At 55.3% G+C, this 25503-nt stretch carries 15 protein-coding genes; 8 read left to right on the forward strand and 7 right to left on the reverse strand.

Annotated elements, in window-relative coordinates; all coding sequences use genetic code 11:
- Positions 1-810, forward strand: coding sequence for a sensor histidine kinase (locus RUDLU_RS0111195; RefSeq protein ID WP_019988475.1), 810 nt, complete (start codon positions 1-3; stop codon positions 808-810).
- 13 nt (positions 811-823) lie between these two features.
- On the forward strand, positions 824-1483 hold the full coding sequence (locus RUDLU_RS0111200) for a response regulator transcription factor (protein WP_019988476.1): 660 nt from the start codon (positions 824-826) through the stop codon (positions 1481-1483).
- A gap of 98 nt (positions 1484-1581) precedes the next feature.
- Here RUDLU_RS0111200 and mce read toward each other — a convergent pair whose 3' ends face one another.
- Positions 1582-1983: a methylmalonyl-CoA epimerase gene (gene mce / locus RUDLU_RS0111205; protein WP_019988477.1), complete on the reverse strand. Its 402-nt coding sequence runs from the start codon at positions 1981-1983 to the stop codon at positions 1582-1584.
- 149 nt (positions 1984-2132) lie between these two features.
- Here mce and RUDLU_RS0111210 point away from each other — a divergent pair, with 149 nt between their 5' ends.
- Positions 2133-2459, forward strand: coding sequence for a HesB/IscA family protein (locus tag RUDLU_RS0111210; protein WP_019988478.1), 327 nt, complete (start codon positions 2133-2135; stop codon positions 2457-2459).
- A gap of 156 nt (positions 2460-2615) precedes the next feature.
- Positions 2616-3194 carry an acyl-CoA thioesterase gene (locus RUDLU_RS0111215; protein ID WP_019988479.1) on the forward strand — a complete coding sequence of 193 codons (579 nt, stop codon included), beginning with the start codon at positions 2616-2618 and terminating at the stop codon, positions 3192-3194.
- A 59-nt stretch (positions 3195-3253) separates the two neighbouring features.
- On the opposite strand, the gene RUDLU_RS0111220 is transcribed toward RUDLU_RS0111215, so the two are convergent.
- The 3 genes from RUDLU_RS0111220 to priA all read right to left on the reverse strand — a co-directional run bounded on the left by RUDLU_RS0111220 (position 3254) and on the right by priA (position 7416).
- The gene (locus RUDLU_RS0111220) at positions 3254-3730 is read right to left on the reverse strand and encodes a YybH family protein (RefSeq protein WP_019988480.1); all 477 of its coding nucleotides are present in this window, start codon (positions 3728-3730) and stop codon (positions 3254-3256) included.
- Positions 3731-3831: 101 nt separating this feature from the next.
- A complete protein-coding gene (locus RUDLU_RS0111225) occupies positions 3832-4449 on the reverse strand; it encodes a glycine zipper domain-containing protein (RefSeq protein ID WP_044130245.1) in 618 nt (205 codons plus the stop codon).
- A gap of 453 nt (positions 4450-4902) precedes the next feature.
- Positions 4903-7416, reverse strand: coding sequence for a replication restart helicase PriA (gene priA / locus RUDLU_RS0111230; protein ID WP_044130247.1), 2514 nt, complete (start codon positions 7414-7416; stop codon positions 4903-4905).
- Positions 7417-7654: 238 nt separating this feature from the next.
- Here priA and RUDLU_RS27335 point away from each other — a divergent pair, with 238 nt between their 5' ends.
- Positions 7655-11299, forward strand: a complete 3645-nt coding sequence (locus RUDLU_RS27335; protein ID WP_083940565.1) for an SdrD B-like domain-containing protein — start codon at positions 7655-7657, stop codon at positions 11297-11299.
- Between the two features lie 78 nt (positions 11300-11377).
- On the forward strand, positions 11378-12382 hold the full coding sequence (locus tag RUDLU_RS0111240; RefSeq protein WP_019988483.1) for a YpdA family putative bacillithiol disulfide reductase: 1005 nt from the start codon (positions 11378-11380) through the stop codon (positions 12380-12382).
- Between the two features lie 83 nt (positions 12383-12465).
- Here RUDLU_RS0111240 and RUDLU_RS0111245 read toward each other — a convergent pair whose 3' ends face one another.
- On the reverse strand, positions 12466-14127 hold the full coding sequence (locus RUDLU_RS0111245) for a hypothetical protein (RefSeq protein ID WP_245581664.1): 1662 nt from the start codon (positions 14125-14127) through the stop codon (positions 12466-12468).
- A gap of 111 nt (positions 14128-14238) precedes the next feature.
- Between RUDLU_RS0111245 and RUDLU_RS0111250 the strand changes: the two genes are divergently transcribed.
- Positions 14239-16683, forward strand: coding sequence for an alpha-L-rhamnosidase-related protein (locus RUDLU_RS0111250; RefSeq protein ID WP_019988485.1), 2445 nt, complete (start codon positions 14239-14241; stop codon positions 16681-16683).
- A gap of 52 nt (positions 16684-16735) precedes the next feature.
- On the opposite strand, the gene RUDLU_RS0111255 is transcribed toward RUDLU_RS0111250, so the two are convergent.
- Together RUDLU_RS0111255 and RUDLU_RS0111260 are read right to left on the reverse strand one after the other, a co-directional pair.
- Positions 16736-20824, reverse strand: a complete 4089-nt coding sequence (locus RUDLU_RS0111255; protein WP_019988486.1) for a two-component regulator propeller domain-containing protein — start codon at positions 20822-20824, stop codon at positions 16736-16738.
- A gap of 71 nt (positions 20825-20895) precedes the next feature.
- Positions 20896-24021, reverse strand: a complete 3126-nt coding sequence (locus RUDLU_RS0111260) for a cyclic nucleotide-binding domain-containing protein (RefSeq protein WP_019988487.1) — start codon at positions 24019-24021, stop codon at positions 20896-20898.
- Between the two features lie 108 nt (positions 24022-24129).
- Here RUDLU_RS0111260 and RUDLU_RS0111265 point away from each other — a divergent pair, with 108 nt between their 5' ends.
- On the forward strand, positions 24130-25497 hold the full coding sequence (locus tag RUDLU_RS0111265) for an ATP-binding protein (protein WP_019988488.1): 1368 nt from the start codon (positions 24130-24132) through the stop codon (positions 25495-25497).
- Positions 25498-25503: the final 6 nt, after the last annotated feature.

Raw genomic sequence — 25503 nt, forward strand, 5'->3', positions numbered from 1 at the left:
ATGGAAACGCCCCCTGATGGTCTGCTGATTGCGACAATAGCTATGCTGATTATGGCTATCTTCATTGTTATTTTCGTGGCTTACTATCAGCATCGGCAGTCGCATCATCAGCTTACCGTGAAGGAAATGCTGGAGCGGCACCGGCAGGAGCTGATGGCGGCCATGTTTCGGGGGCAGGAAGCCGAACGCCGACGGCTGGCGCAGGATCTGCACGACGACATTGGCACGATGCTATCCGTAGCCAAAATGACCCTCAACCAACTCGAACGCAGCCTCGACCGGTACTCGCCCGAGCGCGCCCAAGCCTACAAAACCCGCCAACTGCTCGACGATACCCTCAAGAATGTCCGGCGGATCAGCCGTGACCTGGTGCCTACCACGCTCGAACGCTTCGGGCTTTTGGCCGCGCTGGAAGAATTGGTCGGCAATGCCACCAATGATCAGGTGCGGGTGCAGCTGGAAGGGCACGACAGCTTCGAGTTTGTAGCACCCTCGCTGGAGGTCATGCTGTACCGTATTGTGCAGGAGTTGGTCACCAACGCCATTCGGCACTCGGGGGCCAGCCAGATTGTGATTCAGTTTTTCCGGCACGATGATGAGCTACGCGTGGCTGTACTCGACAACGGCCGGGGCTTCGACATCGACGAGGTGCTCCAAAACCGGCAACGGGGCCTTGGGCTACGTAACATCGAAAGCCGGCTCAGCATAGTTGAGGGGCACGTTACGTTTGATGTGGCGCCCGGCCGGGGCTCCCGTGTCATTGTACAGGTTCCGCTCGAAAATCCTAAATTGGCCTCCCTTCTTATTTAACGACCCTTAACCAATGCGTAAGATCAAACTGGCGCTCTGCGACGACCATAACCTGTTTCGGGTAGGTATGGCTTCCATTTTGACGCAAATCCCCGACTTCGACCTGATTCTGGAAGCCGCCAACGGGCAGGAACTGATCGACAAGATTGCGCGTCGTATGCCCGACGTCGTTCTGCTCGATCTGCAAATGCCTGTTCTCGACGGTACAGCTACGGCCGATTACCTGCGCGAACACCACCCACTGGTTAAAATTGTGGTGCTTACCATGCACGACGAAGACCGGATGGTGCTGCACCTGCTCGAAAAGGGCGTTAGCGGCTACCTGCTGAAAGACTCCGACCCCGAAGAAGTCGAGAAAGCTGTTCGGAAGGTGATCGACGAAGGGGTTTATCTGAACGAGTTTGTGTCGCGGGCTATGCTGCGCAAAATGACCAACGCAGCGGCTGCTGCCAAGCCAGCCTCTACGCTGTACAACAGCAAGATTCTCCTATCGGAACGCGAAAAAGAGGTTCTCAAGCTCATTTGCGAGGGCCTGTCGACCGCCGAAATCAGCGAAAAGATATTCCTCAGCCCCCGCACCGTTGAGGGGCACCGGCTCCGCATTCTGGAAAAAACAGGCACCAAAAACACCGCCGGTATGGTTGCCTACGCGTTTAAGAATAATTTGGTTTAAAGGGGGAGAAAAGTGGGAAAGGGAGGAAAGGGACGCAAGCGCGGCAAACCCTTCCTCCCTTTCCTCCCTTCTCCCTTTCCTCCTTTCCTCCCCCCTTCCTACCTTTCCTGACACAATTCAACCAACACCCCGTTGGTGCCTTTGGGATGCAGAAAGCAAACCAGCTTGTTGTCGGCTCCGAGCTTGGGGGTTTCGTTGAGCAGCGTAAAGCCCTCGTTCCGAAGCCGTTCCATCTCAGCCACAATATCATCGACCTCAAAGGCGATGTGATGAATTCCCTCGCCTTTTTTCTCGATAAACCTGGCGATAGGACTGCTGGGATCAGTGGCTTCGAGCAGCTCTATCTTGGTTTGGTTGACCCGAAAAAATGAAGTCGTTACGTTTTCTGACTCTACCGTTTCTGCTTTGTAGGGGGCTACATTGAGCAACTTCTGAAAGAGTTCGTTGGACTGGGTCAGACTCCGGACGGCAATGCCAATATGTTCGACGTTGGTCAGCATGTTTCGTTTTCAAAAAATAGATAAAACCGGACTGTGCGTTCGGTAATGAACTTTACAAGCCGGGCAAAAGTTAGTATTTTGAGACTGGATAACGAATTCCGGCAGGAGCTTTATCCCGTCTACACGTTTCATAATTCATTGACACAGCGATGGTAACTGTATCAGAAAGCGCTAAGAATAAGATTGTTGAACTCCGTCAGAAAGACGGGTTGACCGACGAACACGCTATCCGGGTAGGTGTACAGGGCGGAGGTTGCTCGGGCCTTATGTACGATCTTCAGTTCGACGCTACGCAACAGCCATCCGACCATCTGGTGGAGGATAAGGGTATCAAGATTCTGGTAGATCGGAAAAGTCTGCTGTATCTGGCAGGCACCGAACTCGACTTTTCGGATGGGCTCAATGGCAAAGGTTTTCAGTTTAAAAACCCCAATGCCTCGCGTACCTGCGGCTGTGGCGAAAGCTTCTCGGTGTAGGCTACTTCGAACTCATACAAGCCCGTTTTCGGGTATGAAAGACCGCCCTGACGCGGTCTTTTTTTGTGCCTTTATGGACCATCGCGCCGGGATTTTGTAATTATGCACCCTAACGGCCGCCCGTTGTCTATCCTGTTTACCTATACGCTCCTACCTATGTCTGCATCGACTGCCAAACCCGTGAGTTATTCGCGGACCACCCTCACCGAACTCATGATCCCGGCCTACGCCAACTTTGGCGGTAAAATCCACGGCGGCACCCTGCTGTCGCTGATGGACAAAGTAGCCTACGCCTGTGCGGCTAAACACGCGGGCGAGTACTGCGTGACGGTTTCGGTCGATGGGGTCAATTTTCGGCAACCGGTTGAGGTGGGCGAGCTGGTTTCGCTCATGGCGTCGGTTAATTACGTCGGTCGCACCTCGCTGGTGGTAGGTATTAAGGTGGTAGCCGAAAACGTGAAAACGGGCGTTAGCAAACACACCAACACCTCGTATTTTACGATGGTGGCCAAAGACGAAACGGGCAAGCCGACCGAAGTGCCCCCGCTCCTGCTCGAAACGGCCGAAGACGCCCGCCGGTTTCTGGAAGCCCTGAAACGACGCGAAATGCGGACCGACTTCGCCGAGCATTTCGACAACGCCCGTAACCGGATGTTGCTCCCCGAAAATATACACGCCCTCAGTACCGAGCGCTGCCGGTTATCGCCCGATCTGGAGCAGCTACTACACCCATAACACACAAAGGGTCGGCCCTACCGAAGTAAGACCGACCCTGTACAGGCCTGATGGCCTTATTATCGTTTAGCCACCACCGGCAACCCTTCGAGTTGCGCGTAGCTTAGCTTCCAGGAGTTGTCGGCGGCTTTTTTCCAGAGCAGGATAAAATTACCCTTGCCTACACCACCCGGTTCCTGCGGGCTATCGGGTAGCACATCGACCGAGTACGTACCGGCTTCATAGGCCGTTTGGACGTCTACCGCTGAGGTCACCGCGTAGGTTTTCAGATCACTCAGCGTCGGGAGGGTTTCACGAACCCACTTCTGCGACACTTCGGCCTTACCCGTAAAGTGGGTATTGCCCTGCAAAAAGTGAACATCGTCGGCCAAGAAACTCGTGATCTTCTCACTGTCTTTACTATTCCAGGCCTCAATAAACTGCCGGTTTAGGTCTTTTACATCAACGGCGTCGCCTGATTTTGTACAGGCCGACAAAAGGGCTACCATCACCCAGATCGGCAAAAATGCCTTTATAAATTTCAGATTCCGTATCATGATTTCAGTGTGTTTTGCAGCCCGGCCCGATCATCTGTCGGGCCGAGCCTTGTGAACGTACTAAGAATGGATGCAGACAGCTCTGCCTGCGATAGAGAGGCTTACCAGCTCTTCCGACGAACTTCGGAGTCGGGATAGGCCGACGTTGGGTCGCCAAATGTCGGGTTGAGCAAGTAGCCCGTGTTGGTCATATACGTCGGCTGAGCCGGTGCCAGTGTAGCGGGCGTTGTGCCATTGGCCGCGTACGCAGCCCCGGCCACCGCAGCGCCCGCTCCTACCCCAGCCGCTGCTGCCAGCGCGGGAGCTTTTTTACCCCGAGCGAGTAACACCCGGTTGGCTTGTCCGTACGATTCGTTGTCGGCACGGCGGGCGGCTGCAATCCGCTCCTCTTCGGCCCGGCGAGCCGCGAGGGCAGCGGCCGCTTTGCGCTTGTTGTCGATCCGCTTACCGATGGCATATCCGGCACCGGCACCTACGGCACCACCTACAACCCCACCCACTACGCGGTTACGCTTGTGGATGATAGCACCCGCTGCAGCACCAGCGGCACCACCAATTACGGCACCCTTAGCCTGGGGGCTCCACTGACGGGGGCTCCGTAGCGGCTGAATAACCTGGGCTTCGGCAAATGAAGAGAAAAGAACGATGGCTAATAAGGCCAGTATCGAGATCGTCCGGAACGTCGTTCCGGTACCGATTTTTTGTTGCTTGTTATTCATGGCTCTAGTGTTCATGTCCAATTGAGTACTGCGTCACTGTTTGACTCTTTGACAGGTAATCAGACCAATGGTTTATTTAATCACCCGAGAAAGTCAATTAATCTGAACACGGCAATAACGAATTTGTTTGGACATGAATTGCCCGTACTTAGGCAATCTGAGCGTGCGATTTTGGCCCAAAATACCCCTATTTACCCATTTTAGGGGCAAGGGGCCGTAAATAGAAACCCCGCCAAAAACGACCCAACGGGCCAGTCTCGACGGGGTAAAAAAATAATAATCTCCCTTAAAATTTATTCATTTCCCGGTCTACGTTTCCCGGAATAATCTAAAAAGGCAGGCTCTATTTCGGGCTGGTTTTAGCTGGCAATGTGTAGCCAAATAATGAACTCGTTGGGCCGACAATTCTGCACGCCCGGGCGGACAGTCATAATTATCTACCGGCCCCGATCCTTACAGACAGTCGACATCGACTACGATAGATACCTGCCGGAGTCCTTTGTCAGTCAGAATATCGTTGATCCGATCGCGGATAAATTCTTTCACCGCCTTCATGTTGACCGGGCCGCGCTCAATCTTAATCAGAATATCGTACAGAAACTGATTACGGATTCGCTCCACCAACGGCTGTTCGGGGCCCAGCACCCGACTACTGCCGAGGGTATCGGTCAGTTCGGCCGCCAGTCGTTCGGCCGCCTGCTTGCTGATGTGCTGCTCCGGGTGCCGTACCGTCAGTTTGATCAGCCGCGAGAAAGGCGGATAGTTAAAATCCTGCCGTTCGCGAATCTCTTCATCGTACAGCCCCCGGTAGTCGTTGGTGATAATTTTCTGGAGAATCAGTTGCTGCGGGTTGCTCGTCTGAATCAGTACCCGCCCCTGCCGACCACCCCGCCGACCCGCGCGCCCGCTCACCTGAGTAAGCATCTGAAACGCCCGCTCCGTCGCTCTGAACTCAGGAAAATGGATGATTCGGTCTGCATCAAAAATACCCACCAAACTCACCTTGTCGAAATCGAGCCCTTTGGTAATCATCTGCGTGCCCACAAGCATATCGACGTTACCCTGTTCAAACTCCTCAATGATCTGCTGATACGCATTTTTGGCCCGGGTTGTGTCGAGGTCCATGCGCAGAATCCGGGCTTCCGGAAACAGAATCTGGAGTTGGTCTTCGAGTTTTTCGGTGCCAAAACCAATTGTTTTTACTTTGGTGGAGCCACAAACTGGGCAAGTGCGGGGCACCTCTTCTTTATAGCCGCAGTAGTGGCAGCGCAATTCGCCCACCTTCATGTGGTAGGTCAAACTTACATCGCAGTTGGGGCACTCGGCCGTCCAGTCGCAGTCTTCGCACTGCATATAGGGCGAGTATCCACGCCGGTTCTGAAACAGGATACTCTGCTCTTTTCGCTCCAGATTATCGCCCAAGGCGGTCAGCAAAGCCGATGTAAATTCATTTTTCATCGTCTTTTGCTTCTTCTCCACCTTTGTATCCACGAGGGTGATCTGGGGTAGCGTCGCATCTCCAAACCGCTGAAACAGCTCTACCAGCCCATAACGACCCTGCTGAGCCTGATAATAACTCTCCAGGGAGGGCGTGGCCGATCCCAGCAATACTTTGGCCTGCTGCCATTGGGCCAGCATCATGGCTACATCGCGGGCGTGATAGCGCGGAGCCGGGTCATGCTGTTTGTACGAGGTTTCGTGCTCTTCATCGACGATAATCAGACCAAGATTGTCAAATGGCAGAAACACGGCCGACCGTACCCCCACCACGAACTGATACTGCCCCGATACCACCCCTTTCCAGACCTCTACGCGCTCATTGTCGGAAAACTTAGAGTGGTAGATACCCATTTTATCACCAAAAACGCGCTGAAGCCGCACCACAATCTGGGTGGTCAGGGCGATTTCGGGAAGCAGATACAGCACCTGCGAGCCACTTTCGAGAGCCTGCTGAATCAGGTTAATGTAAACCTCCGTTTTGCCACTACCCGTAATACCGTGCAGCAACACGATATTTTGCGTACCAAACTTGGCCATAATGGCTTCAGACGCCTGTTGCTGAGCCTCGGTCAGGCGAATTTCGACGGTGGGCGCGAGGTTATCAGAAAAGCGAGGCTGAATGACCTCGAACGTTTCAAAAATCCCGTTTTTTATCAGAGTAGTCATCGACGACTGCGAGATTTCGTCGTCCTGATTCAGCACCGTTTTGTCGAGTCCCCGACTGTTGAGTGCCGAATTGAGCAGCACCGGTACGTGGCGCAGGTAGCGCATCACCACCTCCTGCTGTTTGGGCGATTTGTCCAGTTTACGAATCAGGTCCAGCAACGCTTCCCGATCTTCGTAAGCGGCACCAAGCCTTACCTTCCGAATCATTTTCGGCACGTATTTCTCCCGCACCTCCTCAAAAACAATCACCGCCCGCTTCCCAACGAGCGCCTTAATCACGGTCGGCACGTTGAGTTCGCCCACCAGCCGCCCCAGTTCTTCGTAGGTGAGGGCGGGGTGTTTTTTAAGCTCTTCGAGCAGGGTGACTTCTTCTGGGCTGAGCAACTCCGGATAGTCAAAATCGGGGTTGTACTGCACCTTCGACTGGCTCGAAATCTTGAGCCCTGAAGGCAGAGCCACATTCATCACCTCGCCAATGCAGCACATGTAATAGTCGGCCATCCAGCGAAACAGTTCGAGCTGATAGCTGGTAATCAGCGGATAATCATCCAGAAGCTCAAGGATATACCGTGCCTGATACCGGGGCGGAGGGGTATTATGAAGCCTTGCGACAATCGCCGTTAGTACACGACCGTCCTTTTTACCAAAGGGGACAATCACTCTGGCACCAATTTTGATGACCTCGACCATCGTTCTCGGAACCCTGTATGTAAACAGGTTTGGAATAGGCAAAGGCAATATTAAATCCGCGAAGTAAGTAACCTCTTCTTCGTGCGAATGGGAAAATACCAAGTCTGGCAGGCTAAGTTGATTATCTGGCTCACTCACGAAGTAAAGTTACCGAAATATGGGCAAATAGCTTGGCAAGATGTTTGCAAGTCACTGCTTGTCGTAAATGTAACTAAGTAAGAGCTGCACAAACCGATAGGTATACCGGCGCTTAGCTACCGACCGAAACCCGTACGATATACCTCAACCTCTTAACCCCGACCGAATGCTCTGATTTTCAACGTTCCTTTTTAATCCAACGTACAGCCTCATGAAACAAAATATAGTATTCAAGATGCCCGGCCGAGTCTGGCTTTTCGGCATTATATTCTATCTGACTGGCACATTAGCGTCTGCTCAGATTAGCGGAAGTGTATTCCGCGACTTTGACAACGACGGTGCCCGGAGTACCTCGGTCCCTACCCTAACCGGTGCCCGGAGCACCTCGGCCCCGGTTGAACTGGGGGTTGGGGGCATTACCGTTCGGGCGTATGTCGAACTAAGCACAGTTCCCATCACAACCACTACCGACGCAAACGGCGCTTACAGCTTCTCGGCGGCTCAGATCCCAGCCAACAGCCGGGTGCGTCTCGAATTTGTCAATTACCCAGGCGGCTACTTCCCCGCCCCCCACAACGGACAGGGCGGTGGCACTACGGTTCAGTTTGTGCGGGCTCCGGCTTCCGACGTCAATACGGGCATCAATTACCCAAGTGACTACTGCCAACCCGGCCCCGTGCGCCTGGTTACGCCTTGTTTTGTCAACGGCGACCCGCTCAAAACCACCGACGCCAACGGACCTATTCCGGCTGAACTACAATCGGCTAATGCTGATGCTATCGTTGCTTTCGATTACGACGCGTTTTCGGTCAAAGGCGACGGCAACAGCTCAGGTAACAAAGCCCAGTTCCCGGCCGATCATCTCGCCCTGGGAGGCCAAACGGGCAGCGTATGGGGGCTGGCTTTACAACGCCGTACTAAACTCATATTCAGCACGGCCGTCGTCAAACGACACGCTGGTTTTGGGCCACTGGGCACCGGCGGTATTTATGTGACTGATCTTACCAGTACCTCGCCAAACCCGACCACCCCATTTTTAAGCTTCCCCAACGATCTTGGTATTCAGACCGGCCCCGATCCGCACAGCGGACTGCCCGGCAATAAACTATTTCCGAGCGACGACCCCGGCCCGATGCAGGCCATGGGGCGAGTTGGTTTTGGCGGTACCGATATGTCGGAAGATGACCAAACCCTCTATGTCGTCAACCTGTTCGACCGCCGGGTGTACGGGGTTAAAATTGGGGTACCTGCTCAGAAACCCAATCCGGCTACCGACGTCAAATCGTGGGCTATCAACGGTCCCGGCTGCCCTCAGGGTGAGTTTCGGCCCTGGGCACTCAAAGTACACCACGGCAAAGTATATGTAGGCGGAGTTTGTTCGGGCGAATACGCCCCAACCGATGCCTCTACCTACGCCAATGCGGTCAGCAGCACGCTGCTGTCGGGACATGTGTACGAACTCGACCCCAGCCTGCCCAACGGACAGTTCCAGCACATACTGGAGTTCCCGCTTTCGTTTGAACGCGGCTCCGCCGACCTTACCGGCGACTGTATCAATTTTAAGTACTGGCAGCCCTGGACCGACCAGTTTCCGGCGCCCTGTAATGCCAACTTTGTGATGTGGCCCCAGCCCATGGTTACCGACCTTGAGTTTGATGTCAACGGCCACATGATTATCGGCATGCTCGACCGGTTCGGGCACCTGTCGGGTGTGGCTAACCATGACCCAAGTGGCAACGGCTATTACGATGGTTTCACCGGAGGTGACCTACTCCGCGCAGCTCCGGTCACCAATAACCAATTTGCTCTCGAAAACAACGGCACCGTGGGCACGCAGACCAGCCTCAACGGGGTTGGCAATAACCAGGGACCCGGTGGTGGTGAGTTTTACAGCGACGATGCCTGGGTATTTTTAGGCAACAAGGCCCACGACGAAATTAATAATGGCGCCCTGAGCCTCATTCCCGGCAAAAACGAGGTTATCTCGTCGGCCTACGACCCCATCAACGAAATTTACAAGTCGGCCGGATGGCGGGTGCATAACAACACCAGCGGTGCCGCCGAGCGGGGGTTTGTGGTCTTCATTGATGATGCCGGTTCGTTTGGTAAAGCGTCCGGTCTGGGCGATAACAAACCTATTTGCGACGTAGCTCCGGTCGAAATTGGAAACCGGGTGTGGTTCGATGATAACCGTAATGGTATTCAGGATGCCTACGAACCTGGTATTGATGGGCTGGTTGTTATGCTGTACGACGGCAACACCCAGGTGGCCTCTACAACAACCGCTAACGGCGGACAGTGGTATTTTAACAACAGCAACGTGCCCGGCGGTCTGAAGTTCAAATACAACTATCAGGTTCGGATGGATATGACGCAGCTGACCAACTACCTCCTGACGGCAAGCACCCGGACCATCCGGCCGGTTACTCGAAACGGGGCGCGGCTGGCGGCCACACAGACCTACTTCATTTCACCTTATCAGGTAAGCAGCGGTACGGATAGCGGCATCCGGGATTCAGACGCTCAGCTCGACGGGAACACCGCCTTTATCAATGTCCTGACGGGCGATGCCGGTGAGAATAACCAGAACTACGATTTCTCGGTCTACGCCTGTCCATCGATCGAGGCCCAACCCAACGGGCTTACGGTTTGTCAGGGCGCACCTGTTGGCAACCTGACAGTAAAAGCCGCATCGCTGGCCCTGACCGACAAGATAAAGTTTGTGTGCTTCGACACTCCCCAAACCGACCCGACGGTTATTTACAGTGCCACCAATGTACTCGGTGTTGTTACGCCCAGCTCATCGTCGACGGTAGCCGGTGGAGTGCTGGTTTCGATTGATGCCTCGGCCATCCAGACTAATCTCAACACGTCGGTTACTGCTTACAAGTATGTGTATGCGGTTGTGGAGCCGATATCGCCCATGCCGAGCACCTGCTTACCCTACGACGGCATTGTGATTACGATTCTGCCCAAACCGCGGGCAACGGCCACAGGAGGCCTTATTACCTGCACTCAGCCATCGGTGACGCTCACGGCCGCGCTGACCGATGCCCAAAATACGCCCATCGCTAACGGTGTGTACCGCTGGACCGGACCTAACGGTTTCACCAGTACCGAGCAGAATCCCGTCGTAACAGTAGCTGGTACGTACACGCTCAATGCGGCAACGGCAGCCTGCCCCGACGCCTTTACCACGGTTACGGCCCTGGTTGAAGAGGACAAAGAAGAACCGGTTGTTGTCGATGCGTACGGGGGCGTACCAGATTGTACCACCTGTACCGTAACGATTTCGGCAACAGTAACGCCTGCCAACTCAACCCTGCTTTGGCAAGGCCCCAACAGTTTCACTTCAAACCAAGCAACGGTCGATGTGTCGGAGCCGGGCTTCTACGTACTTACCATAACCGGCCCGAACGGCTGTACAGCCAGCACTGAGGTCGAGGTGCAGCCCCCCTTAAACGAAGAGCCCTGCCCCGTGTTTACGGGTGGCTCATTACTGACACTTTGCTCAGGGAATCCAGTACCGCCCCTCTCGGTGTCGGTGCTTACCGAGGGAATATATGCGGGTAGTTCGGTCGCGTTTGTTTACTCAGCCACTCCACTCACCGACCCGACTGACGCTTACAACGGCGCAGGTACCTTACTGGATACGGTTACACCGACCAACGGGATAGCTACGCTCAACACAACGGCTGTTCCGACAACTAACACCTCCACGCAGACGATACGCCGGTACGTGTACGCGGTTCTGTCGCCCACCCCGGCCGACCCTACCTGCCGCCCGGTTAGCCAGTTTGTATTGTCGATCGATAATCCCCTTTGTGTACCGATCAGTTCGGTCCGGATTCGGTAGACCATTTGCAGACAGCTAAACTTCCAAAAAAGCCTTCCCGGTGCAAACCAAGGAAGGCTTCTTTCGTGTTATGGGGCTATGCAACTCTACGACGTAATCATCATTGGTGGTGGCCCTTGCGGCCTGGCTGCGGGTATCGAAGCCGCAAAAAATGGTTTGTCTCACCTGATTCTGGAAAAGGGCAGCATTACCGAATCAATTCGGCGCTATCCAAAACTGATGCGTTTCTTTTCAACGGCCGAGAATATCGAAATTGGCGGCATCCCGTTTCCGATCTCAGGCGTAAAAGCCACCCGCAACGAAGCCCTCCAGTATTACCGTAAAGTAGCAGCCTATTACAAGCTTAACACCAAGGTCTTTACGGAGGTCGATCGGGTTGAGAAAGAAGGCGAGTTGTTTACCGTGTTTACTACCACGGGCGATACCTATTCGGCACATCGGGTGATTATGGCCACGGGGTATTTCGACAAGCCCCGGCAACTGGGCATTCCGGGTGAAGACCTCCCGCACGTATCGCACTATTACGACGAACCGTTCCGGTATTCGTTTACCAAGGTCGTGATTGTGGGCGCGGCCAACTCTGCCGTAGAAGCGGCTCTGGAGTTGTACCGGCACGATGTAGACGTGACAGTGGTGCACCGGCGTGAAGACTTCAAACCGACGGTGAAGTATTGGCTCATTCCCGACGTTAAGAACCGGGTGAAGGAGGGCAAGATAAAAACGCAGTTCAACACACGGGTGACCCGGATTGAACCGCATCAGGTACACCTCGAAAACGTCGAAACGGGCGAGACATCAGTGCTCCCGGCCGATTTTGTGCTGATTCTGTCGGGCTATACACCCGATGCCAGCCTGCTTCGTCGGTGTGGCATTGAACTGGACCCCGAAACCCAGATTCCTGCCTTCGACAAACAGACATTCGAAACGAACGTTCCGGGCCTATACGTTTGCGGAACGGTGCTCGCGGGTATTTACACCGAGAAAGTGTTCATCGAGAATGGTCGTGAGCATGCCCGTGCCATTCTGGAGCATATCATGGGTAAAGAAGTGCAGCCGGTGAAAGAACTCATCGACCGGATCTAAACCGAATCAAGGCGGGCACGTTGCGCTTTCACCCAAACAACGGGCGTAGGGCTCATGGCAAAACCGTGGGCCCTACGCCGTTTTTATTTACAGTTTCCTTTGCAGCCAAGCGCCAGTGTGTACACCTTGGGCATGGTGGCGCGGCCCAGGAAAATATCGTCGCCTTTCAGATTGATCGTTGTGTAGAACTGGTAATTCCCATCCGTGTAACGAACCATCATCTGGCTTTCTTTATCAGGCGATGCATACGGCTGAGTGGCCGCAATCAGAATCTGATCGCCATTGACAATAGCCCGCGCAAAGGGCTTGCCACTCCGTTTCTGGGCGTTTGAGTTCATCCGAACCCAGGTTTGGCCGTTGTCGTACGAGCACTCTGTATTCTCGTTCAGGTACTTCTCTTTTCCGTTGAACAGATCGCCGTGGTGCTTAAATAGCCGCCAAAGCCCGTGAAGATAGTGTTCGTACACGCTGTAATTGCGGTTATTATCGAGATTTTCGCGGCCCGGCACCACGGGTGCATTAGGGGTCAACTGGTTCCAATCGTCCCAGAAAATAGCGCCGTGCGCCCCCGTAAACCAGTAAAAAATAGCCATTCCTTCGGCAATAGCGGGTGGTGCCGGAAACTCCGCCCGACTCGCCTGCCCCGGCTCCGAACTTTGGGTATTGAACAGCCACTGCCAGGCAATCCGCTTTTTAGGGGAGAGTTTCATGTTTACCTCCTGTTCGCCGAGCAGGCTGGCCAACCAATGCCGGTCTTCGTCACCATTGTGCGGGGCCGCGTAGTCGAAGTCGGAGGATAAATAGTATGTACCGGGCATCTGAAAATGAACCAGTTCGCCAAACGACTTCCCAACAATCGTATCGGGCATACCCCGGCCGCGGGTGTTGGTAGCTTCGATGTGCTGCGCGGTCATTTCCCAGAGCCAGTCGGGCGAACTAATATTGGCAAAGTCCGACGAACGCGAGTACCCATAGCTGTTGTGCGGCACCGGGCCGATGCCGCCTACTTCCGTAAAGGGACTGATCACCTTCAGCAACTTCCAGATTTTATACACGTACAGATTAGCGTGCTCCTGCCGGTTCTCGAAGCTTGTACCCTCATTCTCAATATCAAAGAATATTTTTCCATAGGTGCTCATCTCGCCCGACGGCGGGCAGTCGTTGAACCCCACACACCCGCCATCCAGCTCCGACATGGCAACACCCATACTCTCGCGCACATTGGCCGCACCGGCCGGGCGCGTGAAGTACGTATCTTTTGCCAACTCGCTGTTACGGGCCCAGGGCAGGTTGAAGGGCTGATCGGCAAAATAGCTTTGGTACAGAATCAGAGCCCGCTGATCGGGACGTAACCGGCTCTTCCAGGTTGCCGATTTGTTGTATTTAGCCTCATAGTCGTGCCGGTTGTAGGCGTCTGGGTCGAACCCAATTTCATCTTCGGTCATCCGGGCGCGCTCGATCGACGAAAACCCGCGCCGGAATAGTTTGTCCCAGCTTTCGTTGACGTGAAGGTTACGCCCAGCTCCGCAAAACGTGAGCGATTTGGTTTTGGGCAAGTAGAAATCGCCTACAACATCAATATTCCAGTACCCCCGCACTGCTTGCGGAGTAGGCACGAACGACTGCCGGGGCGTGGGCGTGAGGGTTGTTTGGTTAGGCCGAGGTTGAGCCTTTAGTGGAATGGTAGCAGCGCTGAGCAATACACAAACCAATACCCGAATGGGCATTCGGTATAATGCGTTCATACGGTTGTGTGAAACGTGGTGGTTACAGTGAGGCTGCGGAGGTGATTTATCAAAATCTGTGCCATTTGTAAGTAATGGGCTATATAGCCGTATCCTTTGTAGTTTTACCCCATGTTTCGTTTTGCTCTTCTGTTCCTGTTGGTTGTTTCGGCCGCGTCTGTAGAGGCCCAGCTGACACCCGCCAGTACCACAACCGCGACCAGCGCGCCGGTAAGCCGCTGGCAGTCGACGTTTTGGGATGCCCGATGGCTGGCCCACCCCACCGCGCCCGTACGGCAGTATGGTGTGTACCATTTCCGGAAAACCATCAGTCTACCCCAGAAACCATCCCGCTTCGTTGTCCATGTCTCGGCCGACAACCGGTACCGGCTCTTTGTCAATGGTAAGCCTGTAGCCTTCGGCCCGGCCCGTAGCGATTTGATGCACTGGAACTACGAAACGGTCGACCTGGCCCCGTACTTACAGGCTGGCTCCAATGTGCTGGCGGCTCAGGTATGGTATCTGGGCGACTCGGCCCCGTTTGCCCAAATGAGCTATCAGGTTGGGTTCCTGCTCCAGGGCGATAGTGAGATTGAGAAAATCGCAAATACAGACGCCAGCTGGAAGGTGACGCAAAATCAGGCCTACGAACCCTTCAAAGGGCCCAACCTGCGTGCCTACATCGTGGTGGGCGACGGCGACCGGGTGCTTGCCGAACGTTACCCCTGGGGCTGGGAACAACCGGGGTTCGACGATAGCGGGTGGCCGTCGGCACGGGTACTGTGGTTTGCGGCCAAGCCCCGTGGGCTGGGTACCGATGGCAACTGGGCGCTGGTGCCCCGACAGATTCCGGCCATGGAGTCGTTTAAGCAGCGACTCAAAACGGTTCGCCGGGCCGAGAATGCCCGCATGACCGACGAGTTTCTGGCCGGAACGGCTCCGGTCGAGATACCGGCCCGGACCAAAGCCACCTTTTTGCTCGACCAAAGCCACCTGACCAATGCCTATCCCGAACTAACGGTAGACCGGGGCCGGGGCGCAACTCTGACACTGGCCTATGCTGAGGGACTCGTCAACGATAAATTCCAAAAAGGCAACCGCAACGAGGTTGACGGGCGGCAGTTGATTGGGTTTGAAGATCAGTTTGTAGCCGACGGAAGCCGCCGAACGTTTCGGCCGCTTTGGTTCCGTACGTACCGGTACGTACAGATTACAGTACAAACAGCCGACGAGCCCCTCATTTTGCAGGATCTTGTGGGCGAGTACACCGGGTATCCGTTAGCCGAGAAAGCCCGGTTTCGCGCGAGCGATTCTACCCTGACCGACATCTGGAACGTGGGTTGGCGAACGGCCCGACTTTGCGCGGGCGAAACCTATTATGACTGCCCTTACTACGAGCAGCTTCAGTACATCGGCGATACGCGGGTGCAGTCGATGATTTCGCTGTACGTGTCGGGCGACGACCGGCTCATGCGCAAAGCTCTCCAGGAATTTGACCAGAGCCGTATCAGCGACGGTCTCACTCAGAGCCGTTACCCCAGTGCCGACCCCCAGGTCATTCCACCCTTTTCGCTGTTTTGGGTTTGCATGGTACACGATTATTGGATGCACCGCCAAGACGATACCTTCATCAAATCGCTGCTACCCGGTATAGAGAGCGTGTTGCGGTGGCACGAACAGCGGTTGGCTCCTAACAACCTGAATGGGCCGATGGAGTGGTGGAACTTTGTGGATTGGGCATGGCCCTGGAACCCCGAGGCTCGTATCGGCGGGGTGCCTCCGGGCGTCGCTACGCCTGGCGTCCGTGAGGGGTCGTCGATTTTGTCGCTCCAGCAGGCGTACACCTACCTGCGCGCGGCCGAGGTTTTTGCCCACTACGGCCAGAACGACCGGGCCGCGCAGTACCAGGCACTGGCAGCCCGAATCAAAAAAGCCGTTCGTGAAACCTGCTGGGACGCAACCCGGGGTCTCATGGCCGACACCCCGGTCGGCCGGGGCCCGTCTAAAACCTCATTTAGCCAACATGCCAATATTCTGGCGATTCTGACCGATGCAGTACCCATTGCCCAGCAACGCGACGTTCTCCAGAAAACGATTGCTGGTACCGACCTTACGCAGGCGACGTTTTACTTTAAATTCTATCTGTTTCAGGCCTTGAAGAAAACCGGGATGGGCGATCAGCTGGTGCCGCAGCTCAAACCCTGGCGCGATATGCTCGCCCTTGGTCTGACGACCTTCGCCGAAGAAGCCGACCGGCCCGATGGTACCTCGGCCCGCTCTGACTGCCACGCCTGGAGTGCTTCGCCGGTGTACGAATTTCTGTCGACGGTGTGTGGTATTAACCCGGCCGAACCCGGCTTCCGAACAGTTCGAATTGAGCCTTTTCTGGGTTCGCTGGCGTTTGCCGAAGGGCAGATGCCCCATCCCGCGGGCGAGATTAATGTGCGGTTTGAAAAAAGCGGCCCGACGGGGCTGAAAAGTATGGTTGTGCTGCCGGCCGGCCTTACCGGATCGCTAGTTTGGAAAGGAAAAACCCTACCCCTCAAAAGCGGCCGTCAGGAGCTAACTCTGCCTTAATAGGCTGGTATGCTTTGACCCGTTGCCTGACGGTAAGCATGTGCGCTCACCATCAGGCAACGGGTTTTCCGTATTGCGAGGGCAACGTGCCGTACTTCTCCTGAAATACCTTGGCAAAATACGAGAGGTTATCGAAGCCCACGGCATAGGCCACCTGCGTAACGTTCTGATCGCTCTGCACCAGTAGTTCGGCAGCCTTGGCCAACCGAACATCCCGAATAAACTGGGTGGCGGTGCTGTTGGTGATGGCTTTGAGCTTTCGGTGGAGCTGCACCCGGCTCAGGTTGAGCGTCTCGGCCAGATCCTCAACAGTAAAGGCCGCATTATCGAGTTGGGCCGTCACAACCTCCGTCAATCGATTCAGAAATACCTGCTCCGGTACGGGTAAACCGGCAATCGGTGCTTCTGATGAAGGAGTTGATGTTTTCGCGTTGAACCACGCGTACAATCTTGTCTGCTTTTCGATCAGGTTGCGCACCCGCACCTGCAGCTCATCGGCGTTGAATGGCTTGGTCAGGTAATCGTCGGCGCCTACCTCAAATCCCCCAATTCGGTCTTGTACGGTGGCCTTGGCGGTCAGCATTACCACCGGAATATGGCTGGTAGCCGGTTGCGTTTTGAGCTGCTGGCAGAACCCGAAGCCATCAAGACGAGGCATCATGAGGTCGCAAATCACCACGTCGGGAATAGCGTCACCTGCCTTTTCCAGACCGTCGAGCCCGTCAACGGCCTCCAGTATTCGGTACTGGGTGGCAAACACATGCCGCACGTAGGCCCGGATATCGGCATTATCGTCGATTACGAGCAATACCTTTTCGGAATCGGCTTCCGGGAGAGCAGCGTCGTCAGGCAAAGCTGGTTCGGGCGGTGTGGTGTTCGGTTTTACCAAGGTTGGTACCGGAGCAAACTCTGGCTCAGAGTCCTGCCTGGCTTCGATCAAGGGTAAAGTCACTGTAAACTCGGTGCCTGCCCCCTCGGTGCTTCGGGCTTCGATGGTTCCCCCCAGCACCTGAACCAGTTCTTTCACCAACGCCAAACCAATGCCCGTTCCTTCGTAGGCTTTGGGCCCCTCGACCTGGTAGAACCGATTGAAAATCCGGGACAGGTGCGCGGGCGCAATGCCAATGCCGGTATCGGTCACCCGAACCACCAACCTCTCGGCGGTGGGGTATCCATACTGCACATCCATATCAACGGTATGACCGGGCTGGGTGAACTTGAATGCATTCGACAACAGGTTAACCACAATCTTCTCCACCTTGTCGCGATCAAAACAAGCCCACCGGCCCGCTTCGTTCTGGTGAAACCGAAAGGTAATAGCCCGGCTTTCGGCCAACGAGCTGAACGAACTGGCCAGCGTTCGAAAAAACACGGCCACATCGCCCGCTTCGAGTTCGGGTTTTAGCTGCCCGGCTTCCAGTTTACTTAGGTCCAGCAACTGGTTGATCAACGTAAGCAACCGCTGCCCGTTGCGCTCCATCAGTTCGAGCGTCCCTTCGGCCGGCAAACGCTTTCGCAGATCGCTCAGCGGGCTCAGAATCAGGGTAAGGGGCGTCCGAATCTCATGGGAGATATTGGTAAAGAACTGGGTTTTCAGCGCATCCAGTTCCGCCAGCCGCCCGGCCTCTTTCTGTTCAAAAACCAGCTTCTGCTCAAGTAAGAGTCGCTGGGTCTGGAAACGGTATAATTGCCACGCAATAGACAACAGCAAAATCGCATACAGCGTGTAGGCCCACCATGACGCATAAAACGGTGGATTAACGTCAATTTCGAGCGAAATGGGTTTGCTCCAGACCTCGCCATCCGTCGACCCCATTACCTGCAACGTGTACGAACCGGCTGGTAACTGGGCATAATTGGCAAAGCGGTTGGTACCGGCCTCTACCCAGTTTTTATCAATACCCTCGAGCCGATACCGAAACCGATTCTGGGCCGGATTGGTGTAATCCATCAAACCAAACTCCAGTGTCAACTGATTCTGCCGGTACGAAAGAGCCAGCGTTTTGAGGTAGTTCAAACTCTCGGGCAAAATACCGTCGGGACCACCCACCTTGACGGGTTCGTTGTTGACGCGCAAGCCAATGACCTGCACCTCGGGGATTGGCCCCGGTTGCCGCTCGATCTCGGCAGCGGTAAATGCCGTTAATCCATTGACGCCACCGAACAGCAACTCACCCGACGGCGCTTTGACGAATGAGCCCGTATTGAACTCATCGTCCTGCAGTCCATCAGCCCTGGTATAATTACGAAACTTGTAGGTCTTCGGGTTAAACTGGGCTAAACCGCGGTTGGTACTCAGCCAGAGGTTTCGAAACTCGTCGACCAGAATCCCGTACACAACTTTATTGGGAAGCCCCTGCGCTTCGGTAAAATGGGCAAACTGCCCCGACTGCTTGTCGAATCGCTCTAATCCCCCGCCTTTTGTCCCGATCCAGAGGTACCGATCGGGCTGGTTGGGGTCACGGATAATGCTCGACACAAAGTTGCTGCTCAGGCTCTGTCGGTTTGCTTTATCACTTGTGTACAGCGTAAACTTGGGTTTGGTACCCAGAAGGGCCTCCGCTTTTATGAGCCCCTTCTGGGTACCAATCCAAAGCGTGTTGCCTTTGTCCTGTAAGAGCGCGTAGGTTTCGGCCTCAGCCCCGCGGCCCGGCAACAAATCTTCGTAGCTGAATATCTGAAACGCTTCGGTTGCCGGGTCGAACCGGAGCAGTTTACCGTTGGCCGCACCAATCCAGAGGCTACCGTCTTTATCTTCAACCGTTTGATTAGCCGTAAAGCCAAAAACAACCTGCGCTGGCAACGGGTAGCGTTTGAGCAGTTGCCACTCTTCCGAGAATTTAAAAAGCGTATTGGCCTGGGTTTCAAAATTGACGTTTGAGACCCAGAACAGCCCATTCCGGGCCTGAATAAAATTGCGCTGCCGCCGATCGGCGGGTGATAAGGCGGGATTCAGAAACGGTAGAAGGCGGTTGCCCGAACGGTCGAGCTGCGCATACGCAAACTGAACCCGGGTGTAGGTACGCCCCCGCCGATCAACGTATAGATTCGACAGGGTCGTGTTGGGAATGTACGACCGAAACTGCCGTACCCGCGGGTTAAACTTCCGCAAACCGTACCCGCTCGTACCTACCCAGATATTACCGGTTTTGTCTTTGAGCAAGGTGGGCACTGAGTACACCGAGGGCGGCAACGGGGCAAACGCATCCCGAACCGTAAGACTATCGCGCGCAAACAGCTCCCGTGCCGACATGATCCAGAGGTAATCGGTAGTGGCAACCGTGATTAAGCTATCATCAAGGGCCTTCACCTGTACCCGTAGATACTTCTTCTGGGGCAACCCAATTGACTTGCGTTGTCCGTTGTACCAGGCTACCAGCTGCTCATCAGTAGCAGCAAACCAGTACGTTTGCCGCCCATCGGCGCACATAGCGTGGAAATCGGCCGACTGCCGACTTAGCAGTTCCGAACGGGTAGCCGGCTTCGGCTGACGCCAGTTGAACGCGTAAGCGCCGTAACTGTTACAGACAAAAGCCTGCCCGTTGGGCATGAAGCTAAAATAAAAGGCGGGCAGGTTGCCCTTGGTTTCGGGCAGTACTACCTGCGTAAGGCTTATCTGATTCGTGAAGTCGGCCTCCTGCGGGAACTGCTCTTTGAGCGAGGCAGGCAGAGTGATCTTAAACACTTTACCGATGCTCGTTCCGGCCCAGATGTTACCATCGGGGTCTTCGGCCAGAATACTGATTTCATAACTACCGAAAGCCGGTTTCAGCAGATCGCCGATATGAATGTGGTGAAACCGCCCGGTCCGGTCGTCGTACAAATTCAGGCCCTGGGTCTGAGTACCAATCCAAAGCCGCCCCTTCCGATCGAGCAGCAACGCTTTACAGGTATTATCCGATACACTGAACTCGTCGTAGGGATCGTGGGTAAAAACCGTAAAATTATACCCATCGAAACGATTCAGGCCGTCTTTGGTAGCTACCCAGATCAGGCCCGCCCGATCCTGCGCCAGGTCGAAGATCATCCCCTGCGAAAGGCCGTCCGAAATGGTCAGCTCCTGCCAGCCTTTCGCAGGCTGTTGGGTCTGTTGAGCCAAAAGGGTGAACGGATAAAGGAAGAGGAAGAATAGCAGGCGCATGGCAGGCAATTTCGGCACCTAAACTACACAGATTTCAGTAACACTAAGTTACATGAATGGATATTTTGTGCTCATTTTCCGTTTTCATTCTGCACCCGAATCTTCCGGCACAGCATCCGAATGATATTCTGCATGACCTCATCCCGTTCTTCCATCAGATCGTAAAAATCAGCCTGATCAATACGGAAAAGGACGGTGTCGACCAGGGCCGTTACCGTAGCCGAGCGTGGTTCAGCATCGAGCAGGGCCAGCTCACCTACCACGTCGCCTTCGCGCAGGGTAGCCAACAAACGATCGCCATCGTACACGCCTACTTCGCCCCGGTGGATTATGAACATGCAGTTACCTACTTCTCCTTTTCGAACGACCTCCTGTCCCTCGGTGTAGGCAACCTCCCGCATAATAGGTGCAATGCTGCTCAGTACGTTGGCGGGAGTGCTGGCAAACAGCGAGCTATTACGCAGTACCAGTACCCGCTCGATGGCCGACGTGGACGCGGCCCCCGTGGATGATGTTGAATGTTGATCCATAACAGAAGAATGTGACTCGGTCGTATGGGAAGCCCCCGGAAACTGCCCGGCTACGAGCATTGTCCAGGGGGTAAAACGCGATAAACCGTACTGACTGATGTAGGCCGTGATCGGCACCGGCGCATCGAGCGGCCCCAGATGAGCATCGACGAGGGACAACCGGTCGTACAGCGGCAGATCGTCGGTGAGAGCCAGCAACGTATTGTACACCGGCCGGGGAATAACGTTTTCGAGTAATTCGAGCGAATTGGCCCGGCGCTCACCACTCTGATGGTCCAGGCTCTGCCGCACGCTATTAACGGTCTCTTTGTCGTACAACCCCGTCAATAACAACAGGAGCCGGTCCACTACGCTATCCATCTCGTAGGCAATCGCTTCGGTCAGCAACGGGTCGGTTGTTTCAGTCCGGCCGTGAATCAGACGCTGTGCCAGCTGCAATTCCTCATCCACCAGATTTTCGTACAGTTTTTCGGCCGCGTCGGTAGCTGGGTAGTGCATCAGGCTTCGGAGCAAGGCCGCCCGCATGGGCATGGGCGTGGTAGGAAGCTGCTCCAGTAGCCAGCGCCCGCCTGATCGGGTGCGTAGCTGATCAACTACCGCAATGGTTCGGCGGAACCGCAGCGGGTTATCGAGCATGGCCAGGGGCGTTGGCAACACTTTCAATACCGGATCGCCAACGGTAGCCAACGCCCGCACGGCGGTGCGGCCGTGTTGCCGGTCGGTCAGGAACGTAAGCATCTGTTGCCACACGGCCGGGTCGGTTTGTACCCCACCCGCCCGCAGACCGGCCGATACGAGGCTATCGTCGGTACTTTTCAAAGCCGCCGTTACCAAAGCCGCCCGGTCGGTGAGCCGCAACTCCCGCACACAACTGAGCACAATTTTCTGATCTGTAGAGTCGGAACTTTGGGCCAGGGCGTTCAGACTGGCAAGCGCAGGCGCATGGCTGAACCCATTGCGGTAAAAACCCACAATAGCCCCCTCGCGCACGGCCCGGTCGCTCGTACTGAGCAAACCCGTCGCAACGGCATCCTTCGACTGCCCGGCCAGCAACTCGGCTGCTTTTCGGCGAACGGGCGCATCGGTATCCTGCCGCACCCGCTCGGTCAACAAAGCCGGGGGCACCTGTACCGAACGGTCGGCGGCCAGTTGCAGCACCCGCAGCCGCACCCGGCCATCGGCGTGTTTTAGCAATGCCTCGGCCCGGTCGGCAAGCAGGCCGGGCTGATTATCGGGCAGGTATTCCAACGCGCCCAGCACCTCCTCGGGCCGGTTGCTTTGGAGACTTTTGAGCACAATAGCGGTGCCTTCGGCCGGAATGGCCAGATCATCGGTCGCAATAAACCGCCGACCCAAGGCATCCTGCAACGTACTGACGTATTGCAGGTAGGTTTTGGCCAACAAGCCCAACAAGGTCAGGCCAACCACACCCAAGCCCGTGAGCAGGGCCAGGTCGGCCCAGGGCGGGTCATTGCGGAGCAGGAAAAGCAGCACCCCGGCCAGTCCCATACCCAATGGTTCAAAAAAACCTTTAGCCAGGGTATGTCCCTTGAGCCGTTGCTGAGCGGGCAGCGGCTGAAACAAAACGAGCACGACCGGGTCGAACAAGGCCCGGCGTACCACTTCAAACACCAGATAGAGGCCGCAATAGTAGACCATCAGGGTTGTTTCGGCATCGCCCAGAATAGCGTCGGGCCAGAACCAGATCAGGCTGTAAAGCGCCACCCAGGCCAGGGCTACACCCGGCAGAAGCCGCAGTGTATTGAGAATCCCAAATTGCTCCAGCGTCCGGCGCGACGCCAGCACTTTCACCACCATAGCCACCAGATACGTGAGCGCCAGCACGTAGCCCAGATACGTCATAACGGCCTCCTGGTGGTGTACTTTGTGTTTTACGTTGATGAAAAACGCGAACTCAATACCGGCGGCTATCATGGCAACGGGTACCAGGCTCAGGCATACCGCCCGGATTAGTTCACTACCGCCAAAAAACTGCTGCACCCATCGCGTAGGTGCCCGCCTAATCGGGCGGGTGGGCGCATGAGGGGCGTGTACGTTATGCAGCCGTATGGTGAGAGACGTGATGTACAGAGCTGCTCCGAAAAAGGCGAAGGCCACCAGCAACAGAGCCAGCAAATCGCTGTGCCCATGGATAAGAGCGGCCAGAATAGCGCCCAACGCCTTGGCCGGCAAATCGCCCGAACTGATAATGCTAAACAGACGCTTACTCTGCCGGACATCAAACACCAGAGCCGAAATAGCCCAGAACTCCAGATTGGTGAGCAGATAAATTCCCCGGAAGCCAACCATGATGGCTACAGCTGCCGCCACTGAGTGCCCAAAGGCCACCAGAGCCGCGATAATCGCCGTGAGCAAAATAACGGCCCACAGAACCCGCACCACCAGTCGGCTGAGGGCCAGATGATGCTCAAAGTGCGCGTAGACCCGGCCCATGGCCATCATCCCCAACGCCGATGCCACGTAGGCAATGGGCAGGCTGGATTCGGGATGGTTTTCGAGCAGAATGACGTTGGCGGCCACATAAACGAGCATGGTGCCAACGCCCAGCAAAAAGTTATGCAGAAAAAAGAGCCGGACGGTTTGCCCTTCATCGGCACGGATACCAAGTGAGCGGTTGATCTGTTCGGATGGGCGGTTTCCAATCATACTGGCAAAGAAAATACAAAACCGCCAGTTTCTGTACTGAGGCCGTGTTGGTGATTTACGCCATAAGGCCGTATTTTACCAACTCTATTCCCCCTCACCTATTCTGGTATGGACGTTACCAATTCTGTTCTTTCCGGTTTATTCTGCGCCCTGATCGTTTTCTGGACCCGTCGGTTTCTCGACACTCAAAAACGGATTCCGCTCTGGGACAAGCGTCTCAACTTGTTTTGGGGACTGTTTGGAATTCTGGTCGGACTGGCGACCGCGTTTAAAAGCGAACTTCCGGTTGTATTACTCTGGATATGCTCCATACCTACGCTCTCCTACACAGCCTGGCTCCTGCGCGACCTGCAACCCGCCCGAACCCTGTTTCAGGGGCTGCTGCCGTATGTCTTTGTGATTGTCAACGCGAAAATTGTTGAGGCAGTAGCACCGGGTTTTTACAAACGGCACGACGATATTTTCGATCTCGTTTCGTCGGTGATGACCGTTTGGCTGGCAGCTTCGTTCATTTTTGCCTCCCGCCAGAAAAAAGAGTGGGCCCGAATTGAAGCCGAACGAGCCGAAGAAGCCGAACGTCGGCGGCTCGACGAAGTCCGCAAAGCCGAACTCGAACATCTGGTTGCCGAACGTACGGCCGAGATAAGCCGCCAGAAAGAAGAACTCGAACAGACGTTGGCCGAGCTGAAAGCAACCCAGGACCAGCTGGTGCAGCGCGAAAAACTGGCCAGCCTCGGCGAACTGACGGCGGGCATCGCCCATGAGATTCAGAATCCGCTCAACTTTGTCAATAATTTCTCCGAGGTAAGCGCCGAACTGGTCAAAGAGCTGATCGACGAACGACAACGTGGCCCCGAACGCGACGAAGGGCTGGAAGCCGAACTCCTCGACGACCTGACGCAGAATCTCCAGAAAATAGCGCACCACGGGCACCGGGCGTCGGGGATTATCCGCAGTATGCTGCAACATAGCCGCGCCAGTACCGGCCAACGCGAAGCCGTTGACATCAACGCCCTGGCCGACGAGTACCTGAAGCTTAGTTATCACGGGCTCCGGGCCAAAGACAAGACCTTCAACGCCAAATTTGAAGCCCTTACCGATCCGGCGGTGGGAACTGTCAGTGTAATTCCTCAGGATATTGGCCGGGTGTTGCTCAACCTGTACAACAACGCTTTTTATGCAACCCAACAGCGCGTAAAACAGGGAACGCCAGGGTATCAGCCAACGGTGACGGTACTGACCGAACGGGTCGGCGACCGGGTGCGCATTCGGGTACGCGATAACGGGCTGGGTATGCCCGACAGCGTCCGGCAAAAGATCTTCCAACCCTTTTTTACCACCAAGCCCACGGGCGAGGGCACGGGTCTGGGCCTTTCGCTCTCGTACGATATCATCACCAAAGGGCACGGTGGCACCCTTACGGTCGACAGTCAGGAAGGCGAAGGCACCGAATTTGTGGTCGAGCTACCCAACTAACCCCTA

Origin of the sequence: Rudanella lutea DSM 19387, assembly GCF_000383955.1 — a bacterium.
Taxonomy (GTDB): Bacteria; Bacteroidota; Bacteroidia; order Cytophagales; family Spirosomataceae; genus Rudanella; species Rudanella lutea.